The following is a 22,247-nucleotide window of genomic DNA, read 5'->3' as shown; positions in this document are numbered from 1 at the left end:
CTTATTAATGTTTATTCAGTTTACGAAAGTATAGAAAATAAAAAAGGGAAGCTAAAAGCTCCCCTTTTTAATCAATCAATTCGGTATTACCTTTTAATAATCCTTTCTGATTTAACGATTTCGTCGTCAGCAATTAATGTAACAACGTAAACGCCGGTAACCAGATTTCCAGTACGGATAACATTACTTGGATATTCAATATCTAAGATTCTTTGACCAGCAATATTCGAAAGAATTACACGGTCAAGTTTATCTGCATTTTTAATGTTAATCTCATTTACAAATGGGTTAGGATAAACGCTGAACTCAAGTGTTTCGATTTCCAGGTCATCAACATCTGTAGGATATACATCTCCAGTTGTGAATTCCCAAACACCGGTTACACCGTCCCAAGCAAGTCCGTCTCCCATTACAACACCACTGTCAACAGCTACTGTATAAGTTGTATTCAAGTCAAGCATTCCAACAACTGTGTAGTCATAATCAACAGTAATAGTATTACCATCAACCATATCAGCAGTGATAGGAATCATAAGAGTAGCCTCAGATGAATCTTTCTGAGTTACTGTTAAATATCCCATTACGGAATCGTTGAATGTTACAACATCTTCGAATACGATGGTGAATATTGCGTGATTATCAGCAATAGTATCAGTTGGTGTTACTGTGTCAAGAACAGGCATTACTCTGTCTTTCTCTGTTACAACCACATTTAATTCTGCAGTACATGCAGTATCAACGTCGTAGTAGAAAGAATACTCACCTGCATATAACATAGTGTCAAGCATTGCGTCTTCCACTACAAATTGTACAGCTTCACCAGTATATGTTTCTAATGTAGTATCGGCAGAAATACCATAAGCTAATTCAACCTCTTCTACAACCATACATTGGTGTGCATCCATTACTGCAATTTCGTATGTTCCACCGCCTAATGCGAATGTTGTTTCAGTGGTTTCAACTCCATTTACAGAGAATGTATAAGGAGCAACTCCACCTGCAGCAATAACACTTATTTCAGTCGAACATTCATCAGCTTCGCCAACAGTTACAGTGAACTCTAGTGGAGCAGTAATAATTTGATCGAATGTCATGGTATCAATATCAGCTACACATCCCTTATCATCTACAACAGTAAACGCATAGTGAATATCATCTATGTTTTCATTATCAAAGATAAACATCTGATCCAATTTGATCGATTCTGCAAACCAAGCTGAAGTATCAGTATATACACCCGATTCAACTTCGAACTGTTGCCACCATACTTGGAACATACGTCCTGGTTCACCAGTAACTTCAACTAATACTGAAGCCATTGTATCATCTGAACATGTAACGTCAGTAAGTTCGAACTCAATTGGTTCTACAGGATCAATTGTGATAACATTTGAAGTATCAGTACATCCGTTCATATCTCTTACTACAACTTGGTACTCATGACCAATTGTAACTAAGAAAGCATCGTAATTTACGTAATCCGTTTTTAGTTCACCATCTTGCCAAAGTTGGAATTCAAAGTATGGCGACCAATTTTGTGCGCTATTTGCACTCTTCATTTCCATTTCTGGTAAAGCTGGAATAGTTCCTCCAGAAACTGTAGCCTGAATAAACCCTTCAGTTGATCCTGGACAAGTAAATTCACCTTCAGCAATATCTAATACTACATCTAAAACTTCAGGATCTTCAATTACTACAGTATCAACACCGTAACAACCTCCTTCGTGAGTAACAACTACTACATATGTTCCAGCACCTACTCCTTCTAAAGTAGTTGTGTCCATTCCGTTAATTGTTACCGTATAAACTGGATCTTCTAATGCTACTCCGTCTTCGTAAATTGTTACATCTTCTACAACAATGGTATCAGTCATGTCACCGTTACAAAGGATCTCTCCAGTAGAAACAGCAGTTACATCCACAACAATGTCAGGATCCGCTACTTTAACACGCCACTCATTTACAGGCATTCCATCAGGACCTACTTCGCCACCAGCGATACATCCATTTACCATATCATATACCCAAATAACATATGTACCAGCTTCTTCTACAGTAAATGTATCAGACATTTGCCATCCGGCGCTATCAGGACTTGGTACGAAGATGTGACCATCATCAAGAACTGAATTATCTGCATAATACATAAACTCACCTGAACCACCTTCAGCAACAACACTAAACTGTCCAGATTCAAGACATGTCATATCGGCAATTAAATTACCATAAAGCGTAATTGTGTCAGGTTCTCCAATAGTAACAGATTTACTAATTGTACAACCTAGTGCATCTTCTACTGTTACTTCATATTCCCCTGCAATCAAATCAGAGAATGTAATCTCCGTTGCAGTTGAATCTTTAGTTCCAACAACAGGTCCTGAAATTGAAGTTAAGTAAGGAGCAGTTCCTCCAGCAATATTAGAAACAACAACAACACCTTCATCACTTCCTTTACAATGTACAGAATCTAATACAACTGCATCGAAAGTTAAAGTATCAGGCGAAGTAATAGTAGCAAAAGCTGTTATTTCGCAACCATTCCATCCATTTTCAGTTACTATAATTTTATAATCTCCAGCTCCCAAGCCAATATAATCAATCGCTATCGCTGAATCAGCTGCAGAAGGAAGAATTGAATCGTTAACTTGTACTGTATAATTAGCACCTGGTCTTCCCCCTGTTACTGTTATCGCAAGAGCTCCGTTTGGATCTTCTCCACAAGTTTTTGTATTATTTGTAGTATCAACTGCTACTAAAATTTCTGAAGGTTCATCAATTGTGTACACAATTGGTTCGCTAAGCGTACAACCGAGAGAATCTCTTACCATTACAGTTACAACTCCAGGTTCTGTAATTAAAACTTCTTCAGAAGCAACACCAGGACCATAAGCAATATCCGGGAATGGAATCCATGTTGAACCATTAATGCTATATTCATAAGGAGGAGTACCTCCGGCAATAGCAAAACCTACAGCTCCGTCACTTGCACCATAACAAGTAATATCACTAGAGTACCATCCAGAAAGATATACTGGAGAATTAGCTCCACTTACAGTGATTACTCCTGTCTCAGCACCGTCACAACCACCTTCATCTGTAACAACCACTTTGTAGTCTCCAACAGGTAGTCCATCAAACACTGTAGAACTTACATTAACATAAGGAGCTACATCCACCCATGTTCCTTCTACATCAACTTGTAGAGTATATGAGAATGTATCATTACCACCTTCTGCAGGGAATACTTCAATTACACCAACACTGTCGCCATAACACACAATATCAGTAACCGACATGGCAGTATCAGTAATAGTTACCATATCTAAACCTCCAATAGTAAATGGGCCATCGTAAGCTTTAGCTCCACATGCATCTTTAACGACTACATAATAAGTACCTTTTCCTACTTGAATATTTACAGAATCAGCACCTTCTGGCCATGCAGTAAAAGCAAGATCTGAAAGATTCATTGCAGCCTGTACAGTATTTGCATGACCGTAGTGAGTTGGCATACCATCTGCTGCATAAATAGTCATTACACCATCAGTAGTACCATAACAACTTGCTACGCCAGTAACGGTTCCTACAACAGTCAATTGACCTTCCTCAGTAATAATAACTGTTAATTCATTTTTAGCAACACATCCCATATTATCTCCAGCGGTAATTGTATAAGTACCTGCTACAAGATTTGAAATTTCATATGTGCCTTCGTTGTATACCAAAGTGTCAGCAAAATCAGCTCCATCAGTAATTGAAACAGTTACACGACGATCATCATCCTCTGTTTGTTTGGCCCAACTTGTAAGCTCAACCTCAACGTAAGAAGATTTTACGCCAAAACACTCATTAGCAGTATCTAAAGTTTCTTCAACTAAAGCAATTATATTTTCGTCTAATGGCTCTACAATAACCATTGCTTCTGAAGCTACATTGTTTACACATGCAGCATCTCTTACATAAACAGTAAATGTATCTGCAGGAACTGCGAAGATGTTATTTACGTACCATACTACGCTATCAAGAGAATATTCTAAGTCACCTCCATCAGGATGTGTTGCACTTACATTAATTACTCCATCATTTCCTCCAGGACAAGTCGGAGATACTGTTGCAGAAGGAGTATTAATAACTACTACTTGTGGATCTTCAAGTACAATTGTTGGCCATGAGATATCACAAGATCCAACTCCTGCATCACTTACGACTACATCGTAAGATCCAGCAACAACTTTCCAAGATGATTCTGTTCCTACTACTCCATTAAGTGAGTATGAATAAGTACCAGAACCGCCAGTTACATTTGTTACTGTAATAACTGAACTATCACCTAAACAATATGCAGTATCAATAACTACATCGTATACTATTTCACCAGGTGCCTGGATTGAAATTACATTACCATTGGTATTAGTATATTGAACAGAATCACAGGCATCATTTTCGTTGTTCAACCATAATTCATAGTATCCAATTGGCAAACCATCAAAAACAATTGTATCATTAGTTGGAAAAACTCCAGCAATCACTGTATCAGCACTTGCAACTGTCCCGTAAATTGAAGAGTCTGCAGGGCCTGTGATATCAAATACATAAATTGCACCTGTGGTAGAATCAGCACAAGCGACATCATCTAAAGCAATTTTAAAAGTAATTGGTGCAGGATCAGTCAAAACAACTGTACTATCAGAAACAACTGAACACATATTACTATCAACTGCCATAGCAGTGTAAGAACCAGCAGGAACAGCAATCCAAGCAGTATCGTTTACAGTAGTTTCGGTGATACCGCCTACAGTAACAGCGTATTCACCTCCATAGCCACCTGAAACAACAACAGCAACCATTCCATCGCCTTCAATACACTCAGGATCCGTACCGTAAATAGTATCAATAACTAACTCAGCAGGAGTACTATTAATGGCAATAGAATCCCATCCTAAACTAGTACATCCATTTACAGATATAATTCTAACGAAATATTCGGTGCCTGGATTTGCCTGAAACTGTGTACCACTATATTCAGTGTAATCTTCACCTGCTTCCATACCACTTTCATAGAAAGTTGCTGAATCTACAAAATTAACTAGGAAACTTTCAGTTCCACCAGCAACAACTGTTAATTCACCCATATCATCGGCACATTGTGGTTGAGTTACCAACAACGTATCAATATAAACAGGCTGAATTAAATTCTCCCCAGGAACTTCAAGAACCTGAGAATAGCAAGCACCGTCTTTAGAACGAACCTGCACAGTAAACCCAGTACCTTCAGTAACCCAGATAGTGGAATCTAATGTAAAACCAGCAGCAGTAGAATCTCCTGCATAGCTGTTAAAGTTAAAATACGTACTGTCCGGAAAACCAGTGACTGCGTACTGTATCAAGTCGCTGTCACACTTTGTGGTAATGTCGGTAAGCAGCACAACGTCATCCAAGCTTATGACATAATCCTCACACTGCGCCTGAACGACGGACAGAGAACTTGCCAGATACATGAATAACGTCAAGCCAAAAAGCCTTGTAAACATTTTTCTCATAGCATTTTTTTTAAATTGAACTTAATTGATTGATTGATTTTAATTTATTTAATTCTTTAATCATTTATCCTTACTATTTGGTCTCTGTAGGTACAGTAAACTCTACAAACGTATAAAATTTTGCATCAATGTACAAAATATAACTTGCATAAAATGCTTTCTTTTACACAATGTTTTCAACAGGGCCATACCAAATCCAAAGCTTAGTTTTTAATATCTATTTATTTTTTGGGTTTGAACGCTATCCAGACTCTGTATTTTAACCTATTTCAATGCAATTTTAAACTTATTTTTTGAAAAACAGATAATAAATGGATTATTTTTTCGCTTATTTAGTGCTATTAATTCAGTTACAATGAGAGAATTCGAGCATAATTATATAAATATCTGCTTTTTAACAGGATTTAATCTTTTTCCCCTACGACAAACATTACGAAATATAGTATATGCACAAAAACATATTATCTTAATAGTTCTGCTCTTATTTCTTATCCTGTTCTCTGTATCGTGCAAATCATGCAAATGCCCGGCTTATAGTTATCAACCAACATCTGAAATTGCGATTAACGATCAATTGAAATCGTAATTCACATATTCTTATTTTTATTCAACTACAATATTGTTGCGGGTAAAAAATTATTCTTCTCCGTTTTTGAATCTCAAACCCTATACATTTCACCGAAAAAAGTAGCCAAATGCAGTAAGAAAGCACGTTTCCTATTTTTCTGAACCATTTAAACAAACAGCAATATCATGCTTATTACATTGATTTTTCGAAACTTATTCGATTTTTAAGCCCGCGAGAATGCGATATTTACAAGCAAGCTGTGGAATTGGCCGAAAAACACGGCTTATTCCATTCTAAAGACTTTAACTAAATATTAAGGTTCTGACGAAAAAAAAAAGAGCACTTGACTCAATAAATAATTTGTACTTACTTTGTGGGGCTTTTTAAAACAGGCAGTTAAAACCTGAAAGCGAAATAATTACAATAATTTCTTTTAAATAAATTAAAACTTTCTCAACTATGATTAAAATAGGTATTAACGGATTCGGAAGAATCGGACGTTTTGTTTTCCGTCAGGCAGTTGCTAAAGGAACGGTACAGGTAGTTGCTATCAACGACCTTATTGATGTTGACTACATGGCTTACATGTTGAAATATGATTCTACTCACGGTCGTTTCGATGGTACTGTTGAAGTAAAAGACGGTGCATTGGTAGTAAACGGAAACGTTGTTCGCGTAACTGCAGAGAGAAATCCAGCTGATATCAACTGGGGTGCTGTAGGTGCTGAGTACGTTGTAGAATCTACTGGTCTTTTCTTGACAAAAGAATCAGCTCAGGGTCACATCGACGCTGGTGCGAAAAAAGTTGTTATGTCTGCTCCTTCAAAAGACGATACTCCAATGTTCGTTATGGGTGTAAACAACAAATCGTACACTAACGATATGACTTTTGTGTCAAACGCTTCTTGTACTACTAACTGTTTAGCTCCTATCGCTAAAGTATTGAACGACAACTACGGTATTGTTGACGGTTTAATGACAACTGTTCACGCTACTACTGCTACTCAGAAAACTGTAGACGGTCCTTCTATGAAAGACTGGCGTGGTGGACGTGGTGCAGGTCAGAACATTATTCCTTCATCAACAGGTGCTGCTAAAGCTGTAGGTAAAGTTATTCCAGAATTGAACGGAAAACTTACAGGTATGGCATTCCGTGTTCCAACTCCTGATGTATCAGTTGTTGACCTTACAGTTAACTTAGCAAAAGGTGCTTCTTACGCTGAAATTTGTGCAGCAATGAAAGCAGCTTCAGAAGGTGAATTGAAAGGAATTTTAGGTTACACTGAAGACCAAGTTGTTTCTAACGACTTCATCGGTGAAACTCAAACTTCTGTTTTCGATGCAAAAGCAGGTATTGCTTTAACTGACACTTTCGTAAAAGTTGTATCATGGTACGACAACGAAATGGGTTACTCAGCAAAAGTTTGCGAATTGATCGAGTACATGGAATCAGTAAAATAATTACACAATTATATACTGTACGTAAAGGGATGTCGAAAGGCGTCCCTTTTTTTATTGTTGAAGTTGGAAGGATTGATGGACTGAGAATTTGAAATCTTCTATAAATGATTAACAGAAGAAGAGATCGAAGCAGATTGAATGAGAGCGAAAAAAGATTGATACTTTCGATTACTGAACAGATCTCTCGCTCCGCTTCGAGATGACAGGTCAGAAAACTTTTGCATTTCCCATATTTTCAGACAATCGAATAAGGCTCATCGGAAACATTAGATGTTGCCAATTAACTCCACCATCTGAAATCTGAAATCGTTAATCAACATTCGTAATTTCTTCTTGCTACTTTTGCCTTTTTACTTGGTTACTTTTGCCTTTCGATTACTCGTAACGCAACGATTCGATTGGATCGAGCTTTGATGCTTTTTGCGCCGGGTAGTAACCCGAAATTATTCCTACAAAAAAACACAAAACCACACCCAGAATTATCCAGGTCCAGGGAATAAAGAATGGCGATCCAATTAATTTTGCCACTCCGTTACCGGCAAGGATTCCAAGGATAATCCCCACAAAACCACCAATTTGCCCCACTAGAATAGCTTCGATTAGAAACTGTTGTTTTACAGTTGAGCCTTTTGCACCGATGGCTTTTCGTACTCCGATTTCGCGGGTACGTTCGGTAACCGTCACCAACATGATATTCATTAAACCAATTGCAGCACCAAACAAAGTTATTAGCCCGATGATTGTAGCAACCAGCGTAATATTCTTAATATTTTCGAGTAACATATTGGCCAGGTTATCACTTTTTTCGATACTGAAATCGGAATCGTCGAGCGGATCCAGGTTTCGAACAATTCGAAACGCAGCTTCAGCTTGTCCAACTGCTGCATCCATCAGTTCCGGCCGGTCAACTTTCACCTGTACATCAAAATTCATATTTGGGCGCGAGAAATATGCCCGCGAATTGGAATACGGAATAAAGCATACCATATCGCTGTTCGTTCCAAAACCACTCCCCTTTTCTTTTAATACGCCAACCACTTTGTATTTCCCACTACCGATACTTATTACCTTTTGTAATGGATTTTCTCCACCTTTAAACAATCGTTTGGCCAATTCGCTGCCTAATAAAACCACACTTCGGCCCGCTTGTATATCCTGATCGCTAAAACTCCGGCCCGTTCCCACTTCGTAACCGGCTGTACCAAGGTAGCTTTCATCAATTCCACGAACTGAAATATTCGGATTTGTTTTTTCAGATTGATATTTTAATGTTGCCGCTCCCGTTGATGAGACCGAAATTGATGTAGTGGCAGGGAAATCAAAATTTTCCTTAAACTCCTGAGCCTGATAGTATGAAATATAGGAATAGTTTTTTACCCGGTAACGAATATTTCCCTGTGTACGAAGTCCACCGCTTGTTATTGAAAAAGTATTTGCTCCCATTGTTGCAAACTCGCTGGTAATTGAATTTTTTATGGAGTCGATAGCTGTTAAAATTCCGACCAAAGCGGTTATACCAACTGCGATAATCAATACGGTTAAAATGGTACGTAGTAAATTGCTTTTCACCGATGACATAGCAACCCTAATATTTTCGAAAAATAGTGTTGTCGATTTCATTACTTCAAAATTGTCATTCGGTTTTGTTCGTTCCGATAAGTTAATTGCATGGTTTTAAATCGGTATTATCAATTGCAAGTTATACAAATATTCTGTTCAAGCTTAATTGCGTTATATAATTCATTCGTAAAAGTTTAGTCGGAATAATTACCCGCAAAACCGATTTTTTTTCGTTTTAACATTCATTACCAAATAATAAAACATCAATCATCTTATTACCAAAAAATTACCTTATCTTCGCCAACTTGAATTCAGAAAAAATTAAGATGGCAGATTTCGAATTAAAAGACGATTTACAAAAGTTTAGTTATGCGCTGGGCATGAGCATCTCAGCAAATCTTATCCAGTCAGGTGTAAAAACCGTACATCCAACAGCTTTTATTACAGCACTTCAGGATGTATTTTCAGGCATTCCTCCAAGAATGAAACCTGAAGACGCCAACCAGATTCTAGAATCATTTATGGCAGAATCGCAAGCTGCTGATGGCAACCAAAACCTTGAGGAGGGTGCTGCTTTCTTAGCAGAAAATGCAAAAAAAGAAGGCGTTATTGAATTGCCAAGCGGACTACAATACGAAGTAATAAACGAAGGCGAAGGTGATTTGCCAACAGCCACCGATCAGGTAAAATGTCATTACCACGGTACACTTATCGACGGAACTGTATTTGATAGTTCGGTAGAGCGCGGACAACCTGCAACTTTCCCGGTTAACGGAGTAATTCAAGGTTGGGTTGAAGCTTTACAATTGATGTCGGTTGGATCGAAATGGAGACTTTTCATTCCTTCAAACATGGCTTACGGACCAAATGGAGCAGGCGGAGTTATCGGGCCAAACGCTACCCTGATTTTCGAGGTTGAATTAATTGAAATAGTATAATCATAAAAAATACGGTCGTTACCGACCAAAAAAACTTTAACAGATGAAAAACAGTATTATTTATCTTTTCGTAGTGGCTTTAATTGTTGGTGCAACATCTTGTCAGCAAGGCGGCCCTGCAAACGTTAAACTTGAAACAAGCGCCGACTCAGTTAGTTATGCAATTGGTGTTTTGGTTGGTTCAAATAACAATCAGCAATTAGAATCGTTACCGGGAAGTGATGAAATTAACCTGGAAGCTTTGGCTCAGGCATTCCGCTTGGTAACTGTTGGAGAAGATGTAACAATTACAGCTGAAGAAGCAAACGCAATTGTTCAGAATTTCATTCGTAGTGCAAGCGAGCGCGAATCACAGGCAAACCTTGAAGAAGGAAATAAATTTCTGGAAGAAAACGGAAAACGCGAAGGTGTAGTAACTACCGAAAGCGGATTACAATACGAAGTACTTACTGAAGGCACAGGTGAAAAACCAGGTGCAACCGACAAAGTGCGTGTTCATTACCACGGAACATTAATCGACGGTACTGTTTTCGACAGTTCTATTGATCGTGGCGAGCCTATTGTATTTGGTGTTAACCAGGTAATTTCGGGATGGACAGAAGCATTACAATTAATGCCTGTTGGATCGAAATGGAAACTTTTCATTCCTTCTGATATAGCTTACGGTGCAAATCCACGCCCGGGAGGTCCTATTGGTCCTAACGCAGCTTTGGTTTTCGAAGTTGAACTACTGGAAATTGTAAAAGAATAACAAACTGTCATTCCGAAAGAGGAACGACTGAGGAATCTCACACTTCAGAGTGTTGCAATAACAGATTTCTCTCTTCGTTCGAAATGACAAAAACTTGTTGAAAAAAACCCTTTGTCTGATTTTAGGCAAAGGGTTTCTTTTTTTATCTTCGTTCCTGAAACTAAAAATTAGGAAATGGCATTAAGTGTAAAAGGAAAAATTGATCAGATTTTAAAACCTGAATCAGGAGTTAGCCGGGCTGGAAAAGAGTGGAGCAAACAGGAATTTGTAATTGAAACCGACGAACAGTACCCACGCAAGGTATGTTTCACCTTGTTTGGCGACAAAGTTGATTTAATTAAGGGATTGTCTGCAGGTGAAGAAGTTGATGTATCCTTTAACATGGAATCGCGCGAGTATAACGGACGCTGGTTCCACAACATTAATGCATGGAAAATTGACAAGGTGAGCGACGACGGTAACTTCCCTGAACCTCCACCGGAATTTGGCATGACCGACATTCCACCGGAGCCAGCTGACGATGCTGCAGGAGATCTTCCTTTCTAAAGGATTAAGGATAAAAGATTAACGATAATAGAAAATGCCATCTTTGTTTGATACAGAGATGGCATTTTTGTTTGTTGTCATTTCGACGAAGAATGAGGAGAAATCTGTTACAGGTTGCAGGTTACAAGTTTTCAGTCGCAGTGTACAGTCTCAGTTCCGGCGTCCGGCGCCAACATTTTAGCTATTCAACAGTTTGACAATTTCTCACAGTCGCAGTTATCATTGTCTCATAGCCCAGTGCCTAATGACCAGTGACCAAGTTACCCCCTCGTAAACAACGGATTACCCGGTTTCGATAAACGTGGATTAAACACATAACCATCCGAGTCAAAAGCCTGCAAGTCATCCACATTGTTAATGTCGTTCTCAACAATAAAACGAGTCATTAGGCCACGTGCTTTTTTGGCAAAGAACGAGATCATTTTGTACTGACCATTTTTCATGTCTTTAAACTGTGGAATAATAATCTCTGCATCCAGTTTTTTGGTGTCGATACTTTTGTAGTATTCGTTCGATGCCAGGTTGATCAAAACCTTACTGCCCGACTCATCAATCGCTTCCTGCACTTTTGGCGTTATTTTGTTTTTCCAGAACGCATACAAATCAGCCGATCGTTGTATTTTAATCTTTGTTCCCATCTCCAAACGGTAGGGTTGCATCAAATCAAGCGGGCGCAACACGCCGTACAGACCGGACAGAATCCGCAACTTCGATTGTAACTTCAGCAACTGTTCTTCGCTCATGGTAGGTGCTTCCAGTCCCTGGAAAACGTCGCCGCTAAAAGCCAGTACAGCTTGTTTGGCATTTTCGGGTGTAAACGGCTGGTGCCAGGTTTGATAACGATCGTAATTTAATTGCCCCAGCGTGGCAGAAATTCCCATTAACTCCGAGAGTTGTTTCGGTTTCATTTTCCGCAGTTTCGGAAGTATCTTTTCCGACTCGTCGAGCATGTCGGGCATGGTGTATGTTGCGGTTACCGGCGGTGTTTTATAATCCAGCGATTTTGCCGGAGATATTACTATTAGCATATGTTCTGATTTTCTTTTTCAAAATTAACAGCTTTTCTTTTTTAATGTTCAGTACGTTGGTATTTATTCGGTTTTAAAACTTCTATGAAAAAATACCCACAGCGATGAAAGCAAAACTATACTTCAACTAACTCTCCCTCACTCCCTCCTCTAACCGTTATACACATTTTCTTATGGATATTCGCGTTAAATTTCGTCCGGAGGAACCAATTAGCTTCGTTCATTTCCTTTCGCCGGACGATTCAAACCAAATTATCCTGACCCAGGGCGACGTAATTCGATGAATTACTCTGCCCTGGGCTATAACAAAACGCACTTTCAGCGCTCTGTTTTTTTTACTATAATCCAACAGTAAATATGTTATAGGGCTGAAAGTCCGTAATAATTTAGCCCCGGGCAAACGAACCGCCGGATGGCGATAAGTGTCGCCCGGGGTTAATGTTAAGCATTAGAACAGGCGCAAATGCAAAAACAAATTGAAAATGAAACGTGTCATGCGCCTCATATATAAATCTTCGTTCAGAAATTGAGCGTAAAATATTTGTGTAAAGGGTAGCTACAATAGAGAGGCACAATCAGGGTGAGTCTATAAATTTCGAAGCAGATTTTGCGATTAACTTTCATTTGACTTTCAGAAAAAGGACAATTGCAACAGAACCTGATTGTGTCTGCAGACAACGCTCGAAAACCCTAAAATTACCTCAATGGTGCGAAGTTATTAATTGTAGTATCTTTGCAGCGGATTAGAACAAAAACAGAGGGGAAGCGTTTTGGTAGCAATGTGCTCTTTATTCACGGTTATTATTTTGTGAGCCCTTGTTTACCATAGAAAACAATAATGAAATTTGAAGATTTAAAATTACATCCTGCCATATTAAAGGCATTAAAGGATGAAAACTACTCGGAACCAACCTCCATTCAGGCGCAGGCAATTCCACTGGTATTAGAAAGAAACGATGTTTTGGGAAGTGCCCAGACCGGAACCGGTAAAACGGCCGCGTTTGCCATTCCTATCATTCAGCATTTAATAAACACTACCCGCCACGAAAAGGGTAAACGACAGATAAAATCGCTGGTGGTTACCCCTACCCGCGAGCTGGCCATACAAATTGGCGAAAGTTTTAACGCGTATGGCAAATACAGCAACCTGCAAAACACCGTTATTTTTGGTGGTGTGCCGCAAAATCCGCAGGTACGCCAACTGCAAAAAGGTGTTGACATACTGGTTGCCACACCCGGCCGTCTGCTCGATTTAATCGACCAGAAGCATATTTCGTTGCGCGATGTAAAGTATTTTGTGCTGGACGAGGCCGACCGGATGCTCGACATGGGGTTTATTCACGACATTAATAAACTGCTGAAGATTCTTCCCAAACAGCGGCAATCGTTGTTCTTTTCGGCTACTATGCCAACCAAAATACTGAAGCTTTCGCAACAAATTCTGGTGAATCCGAAAAAGGTGGCGGTGAACCCGGTTTCCTCAACTGCCGAAACCATACAACAGCACATCTATTTCACCAACAAAAGCGATAAAAAGGACTTGCTGTTGCACATTCTTAAAAACGAAGACATAGAGCAGGTACTGCTGTTTTCGCGGACCAAACATGGTGCCGACCGTATTGTACGCAACCTGCGGAATAAAAATATCGAGAGTGCGGCCATTCATGGCGAGAAGAGTCAGAACCAACGCCAAAAGGCCTTATTGCGGTTTAAAAAAGGAGAAATACGCGTATTGGTAGCCACCGATATTGCGGCACGAGGAATTGACATTGACAAACTGCGGTATGTGATTAACCACGACATACCCAACGAGCCCGAAACCTATGTACACCGTATTGGCCGATGTGGCCGGGCCGGCGAAGAAGGTGTGGCGATATCGCTGTGCGAACCGGAAGAAAATGCCTATGTAAAAAGCATTGAGAAGTTGATAAAACTACGGATTCCGACAGCCAACAACAATCCTTTTCCGCAGACCGACAGGCCGATGAACGCCAGCGAAAAGAAAGAGTTTGAAGCAGAAAAACAACGTAAACGACAGGAGTTTTTTGCCAACCGAAACAAAAAGCGCGGAAATCAAAATCCGGGATTTAGAAGGAAAAGGAGGTAAGAGTTAGTATGTTTCGAACAGGGCACGGATTACAAATCCGCGCCAGCGGAGGCCTACTATCACTAATTATTAGCGGTTGTAGTATCATTTAATTCACTTAAAATTAAATTTTTCAATGCTTCATTTTGATATAATAAATTCTCAATTATCTTTTCCGACAAAACATGATAATGATATATTTTAGGCATCCATCTAATCGCTTCGCTATTTGAAGAAAGTTCCTCAACAATTCTGGCAACCTCTTCCTCTTCAATGTTAATATCAATAAAATGAGTTGATTTTGAACTATCAATCCATTCCGAATTTTCTATTGCAGCTAAGATCTCTGCTGATAGCAAACCTGCTGTTCCTTGGATAAACTCTTTCTGGCAATCGTCTTGATTTAAAATCATTTCCCAATGGTCCGCAGTACCATAGTATTTTAACAACAATTCTCTCAGATTCTCGGATTTAATCAAAGACATGTTTCCGGAACTTAACAATTCATTATAAACTATTCTTGAAAGAGGTAAATAAGAACGCCACGATATTTTTTCAATACTAACGATAATTTGTTTCGGATTTTTATTTACCAGAACTGGATTTTTAATAACATCCGTTAATAAATTGATTTGATTTATTCTTTCCTGTGAAAGGCCTTTAGAAAGGGTTAGCGTTCCATAATCACTTTCAATATCAATAAGTAATCGTTTCAGATAATTTTGTTCAATCGAACTTTCCTTTCTGTCTTCATTCCAATTGTTAATGCTTAAGGCGATCAAGATTCCGATAACCACCAATATAATTTCTCCAATAGCATACTTCAGGTACTTACCTGTTTTTCCTTCTGCAAGCAAAGAGGCTCTTAATTTTCGAAAGAATGTTATCATAGTTCGTTTTTAGTTTTAATAAAGGCTAGCGGTCACTTGCAAGTTCTCCTACGTTGGTGCGGATTCCTGCCTACCGCAGGCAGGTGTAATCCGTACCTCAGCCATCGGCTGATAAGTTCATTTCAATTCTATCGAGGACACACCCATTACAAATCGGCACGAGCGGAAGATTCTCGCATACCACCAAATCTGATATAAAATTTACAGATTATTAGGTTGAGTTTTTATTTTAAAATCTATAAAGAAGTTTTCTAACTCCATTAACATTCCTATGATATAGTCAGCGACATTAAATAAGTATGGTATGTCAACCTGCTGATTTATTTTATTTAATCCTTTCTTTGCTTTTGCGGTTGTCTTCGTTCGAAATATTTGTTTTGTACTCCAGTCTTTGATAATACTTGAATGAAGAATTTGATTTCTAAATTCTTCACACCGATTAAGTGCTTTTATTAGTTCCTTGAAATATTCATCTTCATAGTTTCTAACCATAATAGTAAATTCGAAGCGCGCTTTTAGTTTATAATAAAGAGAAGCAAATAAGTTCACCTTATTCTTAAATGATAATTCAGCAGTAATAATTTCTCCAATTTCTTTGTCAATGTTTAGCAATTGAATTATTCTAATGCTTAATTCATCTTCGAGGGATTGGAAATTCATTGAAATTCTACCAATTACAGCAGGTAATGCTTCAGGAGGTCCAACTCTTTCTTCGTAATTTGTTGGGTCTTGATTCTTTTCAAAACTAAAAACTCTGTCAATATATTCTTGCAATTGGTTCATTTATCTATATATTATTGCTTTTAACTGATTTTACTTTTTTCGTATTGCACACCGATTGCAAATCGGTGCTTGCGGGCGAGTATTAAACCACTTTACAATATGCTCGTTGTTACATTCAGCTTTTCTTTTCTCTAAATGTATCCAATAATTCTATTATGATGTCTGAAGAGACTGCAACCATATATCCGGAGTTATTCATTTCTACTTTTGATATTTGCGGAATATATTCTACTACAATCCCTGTAAGTTTAAGTTTCTTTTCTTTGGGGTAAATGGTAAAAAGAGGTCCTCCGCTATTCCCCCCGTAGGATGGGCAGTCAACTACTATTGTCTTTTTTGTCCGATAAATTCCTGCAATCGCACCTTTACGCAATAATGGTTTTTCATAATCATACTGAGGATATCTTCCTAATCCTAATGTTTTTGGATATCCAAAAATAAAAGCATCATTCCCAATTTTAACATCCTCAAAGGAAACAAGCATTTTTGAATCTATCGTTGTCCAAGAATTTCCATGAGATACTTTTTGCTTAAAATTTGCTACTGAAGCATAATTCATTTTGTTATCGATTATCTTAGCCAAGAATATTATTGCAGCATCATTTCCTTCATTGAATCTCACTAAATTATGATTCAATAAATTTGCAATATCTATAACGACCTTATTTACTGATTCAGAATAAATATCTCCACTATAAGTTATTTCTAACTCATTTCCAAAAAGAGAAAAATTACCATTTGAGTCAGTCTTTCCCAGTACATGTTTTGCTGTAATTAAATATACAAAATCACCAACTGCTGTATTGTCTCTTATTAAAAACCCACTACCAAATTTAGTTTGATTTCCGATTTTATATTCAAGTAAGAGAGCCGTTTCAATTATCTTATTTTTATCAATGGTATATTGAGAATAAGAAACTGTGGAGAACAGAATTAAGATTAGGATTGTCAGAATGTATTTATTCATTTTCGATTTTTTTAATTGATCGTAACATATAAGTAAACTACAATTCACTAAACATACTATTATGAGGTCAATTTTTTTATTGTTATTACAGAATAAGTATTCAACGGGTTGATTCTTTTTTGTTTAAAGTTACTATTCTGTTTAACAAAAACAATATGGGGTCAACGAAAAGCAGAGGTATACAAAAGTAAGGGCTAAAGCCCGTTTACCGGCGGGACTTCACTAACCCCGGGCTTAAGCCCGGGGTTAAGCAGTAAGCAACCCCTCTATCCCTCGTTTGCAACGAGGGATGAACGTATTGTCGTTTTTAACGACTTAAACAAATAGCATTAAAAATGCTTCTGCTTTTCTTTTATAGTTTATCGTTTCCGATACTCATTCCGCTTTTCATTTTACGTTCTTGTTGATTTATGATGGCAATTTGGTTTAATACGGCCAATATCATCAAAGCAATTCCAATTCCCATCATAAGGATTGAATGGTTTCCTGTTCCTATACCGAATAAAATTGATCCGGCAAAAAAGGTGATTATCTGTAGTACATCTAATAGTTTCATCTGATTGTTTATTTGTTCGGTACAAAGATGTGGGCTTTCTGTCCGGCATTTTGCTCAAAAAGGTTCAGATATTATCCCAAAAAGTTCAATCTGCGAAATTCTATAAATGCTGATTATTACAAGGCTAGTAGCAAGGGGATATTTATTTATAATGAATTAATCACTCGCTGGCGCAGATTTGTAATCTGTACCTCAGCCACAGGCTGATAAGTTGATTTCAATTCTATCGAAGACACACCGATTACAAATCGGCGCGAGCAGGGGAGTTCACTAACCTTGGGCTTTAGCCGTGCATAAGCGGCGCGATAGCCGTTTCTAATGACTAGTGACTAGTAGTGACGAATGTCTTACACTGCCAATCTCCTGAAACTGCAAAAAACAAAGTTCTGAAGGGTATTAAAGGGAGTTTTATGGTCGACAGTTATACACCTGATTTTATTAAAGAAATCCGTTAGCAGGCTGGTCATCGTCGTTTCGGAGTACTGTTTTATTTCTATGCCGCTGCACTTTGTGGGGCCTTGTTCCGAGAAGGTTCCTAACACCAGGTAACCCCCCGGTTTTACATACGAACGGATCGTATCGACATAACTGCTGATCTCCTGCTTATCGGTCAGGAAATGAAAGGCCGCCCTGTCGTGCCAGAAATCGTAGGTTTCGGAAGGTTGAAATTCTGCTGCGTCGGCAACGATCCACTTCACCGTTCTGGCTTTTTCTCCCAGCCGCTGCTGAGCCTTATTAATGGCAGTTTCCGAGATATCGAGCACGGTAATGTTGCCGTAGCCCATTTCCAGTAAACGATCAACCATTAAACTGTCGCCCCCGCCCACATCGATAATACGGGCCGTTTTTGGCAGCTCAAACTCTTTTACAAACTGTAGTGATGTTGTAGGTGAAGCCTGGAACCAACTCACCTGCGTGGTATTTTTACTTTTGTAGATTTCTTCCCAATGTTTTTTCCGATCCATTATCGTTCTCCTTTATTATTCTTTTGCCCGGGAAGAATTGCCGGAAAAATAATAATTATCATCGGGATTCACAACCAATAATAAACCCGGTGCTACCGACATTTCGTCCCGATGGGACGTTTTACCTGTTGCCTATTCCTTCTGAAATCGTCAATCATCATTCGCAATTCATTCTACCGATTTATTGAATCCCGGCGCTTACGCACCGCGCTACCGACATCTCGTCCCTACGGGACGTTTTGCCTGGCGGTTATTGGATATTAAAAACCCGGTGCTCACGCACCGGGCTATTTGATTTCGCCCCGATGGGGCTCATTGCCTATTGTTATTTGCCTATTGCCAACTCCTTCAAAAATCTGAATTCGTTAATCATCATTCGGCATTCATTCTACCGACATTTTGCCCCGATGGGGCTCATTGCCTATTGTTATTTGCCTGCTACCAACTCCTTCTAAAATCAAAAATCGTTAATCATCATTCGGCATTCATTCTATTCCACCTCGTTCACCTCCAAAATAACACTGGTGCTGTTCAAAGTTATATGCGGATTAATACCCACTTTCATCAGGAAATCGCCCGAATACTCTTTTTTAGCATCGATCCACGAGCGTCGTCCCGGGTATACGTTCAGTTCTTTTACGGTGTATTTTTTGGCTGCATCCAAACCGACAAACTTAACCGGAAGCACAGACGCCGTTTGTTTATACCTGAAGTTCGACAGGTAGTTGAACACCACTGCCCTGCTCTTTTCTTCGTTCACATACATTAGCGCGGCAAAATCGTTTTCGTACGGATTGACCAAACGATACTGGTCGCCATGCCACACCACATCTTTAAACGAGTTGTAATTCTGCACCGCCTGTTTGGCAAATGTCAAATCGTTTTCACTCAACTCGTGGGCAACAATATCGAAACCCAATTTACCCATGCTGGCCACATCAACGCGGTATTTTAGCGGAAGACCACTCCAGTCAGTTACGTGGCAATCAGTAACAATCGACGGGAAGAAATACGAATAATTCCACTGCATAAACACGCGCTCCAGCGGATCGGTATCGTCGCTTGGCCAAAACTCGGTAAAGTATTTAAACAACTCGTAGTCGCCACGGCCGCCACCACCCGAACATAGCATAATCGGTACTTTCGGGAATTTCTCGCGCACACGCTCCATCACCTTGTACAGGCCTTTGGTGTATTCGATGTAAATATGTGTTTGCGGAATACCTTCTTTTTCGAGATAAGCCGAATGCGCATTGTAAATTACCGAGTTGCAATCCCACTTAATAAAAGCCAGCTCCGGATTTTCAGAGAGCAGCTTGTCCACCACGCCGAATACAAAGTCCTGCACCTCGGGATTCGACAGATCCAACACCAGCTGGTTACGGAAATATTTCTCGGGGCGCTCCGGCTGACGGATCACCCAATCGATATGATTTTCGTACAATTCACTTTTTGGATTTACCATTTCGGGCTCAATCCAGATACCGAATTTTACCCCCTCTTGTGTGGCTTCTTCTACCAGGTAACCAATGCCGTGAGGCAGTTTCTTAACGTTCTCATCCCAGTCGCCCAGACCGGCATTGTCGCCGTTACGCGGATACTTGTTGGCAAACCAGCCATCGTCGAGCAAAAATAGATCAACACCCAGTTCTTTAGCGTCTTTAAACAGGGCGGTCAATTTGTTTTCATCAAAATCGAAATAGGTCGCTTCCCAGTTATTCAGCAGCGTCAGGCGTTCGCCATTTCCATCCAGCACACGGTAATCGCGCGCCCAGCTGTGCAGGTTGCGGCTGGCTTCGCCTGTTCCTTTGTGCGACACCACATAAACCAAAGCGGGCGTTTTAAACACCTCGCCCGGCTGCAATACATATTCTGACGCAAACGGATTAATACCGGCGATAAAACGAACATTGCCTTGCGGATCTACCTCAAAATCGTAGCGGAAGTTCGAGCTCCAGGCCAACTGCCCCACTACCACTGTTCCGTTATTTTCGGCAGCTTTGCCATCGAACGAAAGAATGAAGTTTGGCGACTGCAGCAAGTAAGCACGAGTACCGAGTTTAGAGTCGATGGATTTTATTCCACGCGTTAATTTCTCCTCGTTGCGCTGCATTTCTTTGGCCCATTCGTTACCGTAACTGGTCAGGTAAAATTCGTTACCGGTAAAAAACAGGTTCGCCGATGCAAACTTTTTCAGCGTTACAGCATCTTTCTGGTTTTGTTGAATCTCGGTCCACTGCTCAATTACATTCTCGTTGGTCCACGCCTTGTAAAACAGCTTCACCTGAAATTTATACTGTGCGTCCTCCAAAACAATTGTTGTCAGCACTGCATTATCCGAAGTAGCTTCCGAAGTGTGGCTCACGTATTTTAATTCCAGCGAAGTATTGCCATCGCTTTGTACCACCTCCATGGCCGGCTCCACCAAGTTCCATGTTCCGGCGGTGGTGTATGTTGCATTGTTAATTGCTCCGTTGTTATCGAGTAAATTGTAGCCTCGCGCAACAGCTGCATATTCGGTTTCATTTTCCAGCGGTTCGCCAAAATACACGGTATTTAAACGGCCATCGGGCGATGTTTGCAGCAACATCAGGTTATCAGAAGTTGAAATGGGAATGATCGTTTCCTGCGCATAAACAGCGGCAGATAGCAATAAAACGATTATCACTGAAAAAATGCTTCTCATGATTATTAGATTTAATTGTTTCTATTTAGAAGGACGAAGATACAAAGGAAAATACCTACACGGGTATATTTTGTTTCAAATGGGGTATCCGTTTGTTACCCGCGATTTTCTTTATTTATTTTTTCCGATTCTCAGCAGGTAATCAACTCAATCGTGCTCCGATTCGCAGTAGAGAAGCCGCCGCCGCAGGCCGCAAATTAGCTGATGTGAAAAGTTTTGATATTTTTGTTCTATTCATCAGATAAACATATTGAGCAATACAAAACCAAATAAGGAGCTTATTGAGCAACTCTGCAAAGACGATCAGGTGGCCTTTTACATCATCTACGAACGTTATTTTAAGAAACTGTATGGTTTTGTTTATCGCTACCTGAAAACCGAAGACGATACCGACGAAATCGTGCAGGAGGTTTTTGTAAAGATCTGGGAATCGCGGCATAAGATTCAAAAGTTCGAGTCGTTTGAATCCTTTCTTTTTACCGTGGCTTACAACACTACTATTTCGCTTTTACGAAAACGGGCCAGCGAACAAAAACACATCGAACACCTGTTTTCTATTCAGGAAATCAATCAGGCTCCCACGGTTATCGATGAAATTCATTACAGCGAACTCAATGCAAAAGTTCGGTCGCTGATGAACGAACTATCCGAGCGCCAACGCGAAATTTTTATACTCAGCCGCGACGAAGGATTAAGCCACGAACAAATCGCCCAACAATTGGGAATATCGGTTAATACGGTAAAAAAACATGTTTCTAATGCTTTGGAATTCCTAAGAACCCGGATGAGTAACTCACTGACAATGAGCACGCTTTTTATAACCTTATTTTTTTCTTAAAAAAAGTCCAATTTCTTATACTCCCTCGCTTTTCTTTCTGCGTCTTACAATGTGAATAGCATGAAGTCAATGATTTTCATGGAG

General features: G+C 39.5%; 15 protein-coding genes. 6 read left to right on the top strand and 9 right to left on the bottom strand.

Translation table 11 applies throughout. The annotated features are described in order from the left end of the window. Positions 1-86: 86 nt before the first annotated feature. Positions 87-5,387, bottom strand: a complete 5,301-nt coding sequence (locus tag SLH46_RS05865) for a T9SS type A sorting domain-containing protein (RefSeq protein ID WP_320280227.1) — start codon at positions 5,385-5,387, stop codon at positions 87-89. 1,180 nt (positions 5,388-6,567) lie between these two features. Here SLH46_RS05865 and gap point away from each other — a divergent pair. After that, on the top strand, positions 6,568-7,569 hold the full coding sequence (gene gap, locus SLH46_RS05860) for a type I glyceraldehyde-3-phosphate dehydrogenase (RefSeq protein ID WP_320280226.1): 1,002 nt from the start codon (positions 6,568-6,570) through the stop codon (positions 7,567-7,569). Between the two features lie 375 nt (positions 7,570-7,944). Here the strand turns inward: gap and SLH46_RS05855 are convergent, their stop codons facing one another. Next, complete coding sequence (locus tag SLH46_RS05855) at positions 7,945-9,189, bottom strand: ABC transporter permease (protein ID WP_320280225.1); 1,245 nt, start codon at positions 9,187-9,189, stop codon at positions 7,945-7,947. 266 nt (positions 9,190-9,455) lie between these two features. On the opposite strand from SLH46_RS05855, the gene SLH46_RS05850 reads away from it, so the two are divergent. The 3 genes from SLH46_RS05850 (at position 9,456) to SLH46_RS05840 (ending at position 11,364) form a co-directional block, all read left to right on the top strand. Continuing rightward, positions 9,456-10,067, top strand: a complete 612-nt coding sequence (locus SLH46_RS05850; protein ID WP_320280224.1) for an FKBP-type peptidyl-prolyl cis-trans isomerase — start codon at positions 9,456-9,458, stop codon at positions 10,065-10,067. Positions 10,068-10,110: 43 nt separating this feature from the next. Next, complete coding sequence (locus SLH46_RS05845) at positions 10,111-10,818, top strand: FKBP-type peptidyl-prolyl cis-trans isomerase (protein ID WP_320280223.1); 708 nt, start codon at positions 10,111-10,113, stop codon at positions 10,816-10,818. A 174-nt stretch (positions 10,819-10,992) separates the two neighbouring features. Continuing rightward, positions 10,993-11,364, top strand: a complete 372-nt coding sequence (locus SLH46_RS05840; RefSeq protein ID WP_320280222.1) for a DUF3127 domain-containing protein — start codon at positions 10,993-10,995, stop codon at positions 11,362-11,364. A gap of 260 nt (positions 11,365-11,624) precedes the next feature. On the opposite strand, the gene yaaA is transcribed toward SLH46_RS05840, so the two are convergent. Next, complete coding sequence (gene yaaA, locus SLH46_RS05835; protein WP_320280221.1) at positions 11,625-12,392, bottom strand: peroxide stress protein YaaA; 768 nt, start codon at positions 12,390-12,392, stop codon at positions 11,625-11,627. Between the two features lie 838 nt (positions 12,393-13,230). Between yaaA and SLH46_RS05830 the strand changes: the two genes are divergently transcribed. Then, positions 13,231-14,499, top strand: a complete 1,269-nt coding sequence (locus SLH46_RS05830; RefSeq protein ID WP_320280220.1) for a DEAD/DEAH box helicase — start codon at positions 13,231-13,233, stop codon at positions 14,497-14,499. A 62-nt stretch (positions 14,500-14,561) separates the two neighbouring features. Here SLH46_RS05830 and SLH46_RS05825 read toward each other — a convergent pair whose 3' ends face one another. The 6 genes from SLH46_RS05825 to SLH46_RS05800 form a co-directional block, all read right to left on the bottom strand. After that, on the bottom strand, positions 14,562-15,368 hold the full coding sequence (locus SLH46_RS05825) for a DUF6090 family protein (RefSeq protein ID WP_320280219.1): 807 nt from the start codon (positions 15,366-15,368) through the stop codon (positions 14,562-14,564). Between the two features lie 201 nt (positions 15,369-15,569). Continuing rightward, positions 15,570-16,151, bottom strand: coding sequence for a hypothetical protein (locus SLH46_RS05820; RefSeq protein ID WP_320280218.1), 582 nt, complete (start codon positions 16,149-16,151; stop codon positions 15,570-15,572). Between the two features lie 115 nt (positions 16,152-16,266). After that, positions 16,267-17,118 carry a S1 family peptidase gene (locus SLH46_RS05815; protein ID WP_320280217.1) on the bottom strand — a complete coding sequence of 284 codons (852 nt, stop codon included), beginning with the start codon at positions 17,116-17,118 and terminating at the stop codon, positions 16,267-16,269. A 352-nt stretch (positions 17,119-17,470) separates the two neighbouring features. Continuing rightward, a complete protein-coding gene (locus SLH46_RS05810; RefSeq protein ID WP_320280216.1) occupies positions 17,471-17,674 on the bottom strand; it encodes a hypothetical protein in 204 nt (67 codons plus the stop codon). Between the two features lie 347 nt (positions 17,675-18,021). After that, positions 18,022-18,639, bottom strand: a complete 618-nt coding sequence (locus SLH46_RS05805) for a class I SAM-dependent methyltransferase (protein WP_320280215.1) — start codon at positions 18,637-18,639, stop codon at positions 18,022-18,024. Positions 18,640-19,129: 490 nt separating this feature from the next. Next, positions 19,130-21,325 (bottom strand): alpha-galactosidase, encoded by a 2,196-nt coding sequence (locus tag SLH46_RS05800; RefSeq protein WP_320280214.1) that lies wholly within the window; start codon positions 21,323-21,325, stop codon positions 19,130-19,132. Positions 21,326-21,575: 250 nt separating this feature from the next. Between SLH46_RS05800 and SLH46_RS05795 the strand changes: the two genes are divergently transcribed. After that, the gene (locus SLH46_RS05795; protein ID WP_320280213.1) at positions 21,576-22,163 is read left to right on the top strand and encodes an RNA polymerase sigma factor; all 588 of its coding nucleotides are present in this window, start codon (positions 21,576-21,578) and stop codon (positions 22,161-22,163) included. Positions 22,164-22,247 lie beyond the last annotated feature (84 nt).

The organism is Draconibacterium sp. IB214405 (genome assembly GCF_033963885.1).
Lineage (GTDB): Bacteria > Bacteroidota > Bacteroidia > Bacteroidales > Prolixibacteraceae > Draconibacterium.
This window is presented reverse-complemented; position numbering and strand designations above follow the sequence as displayed.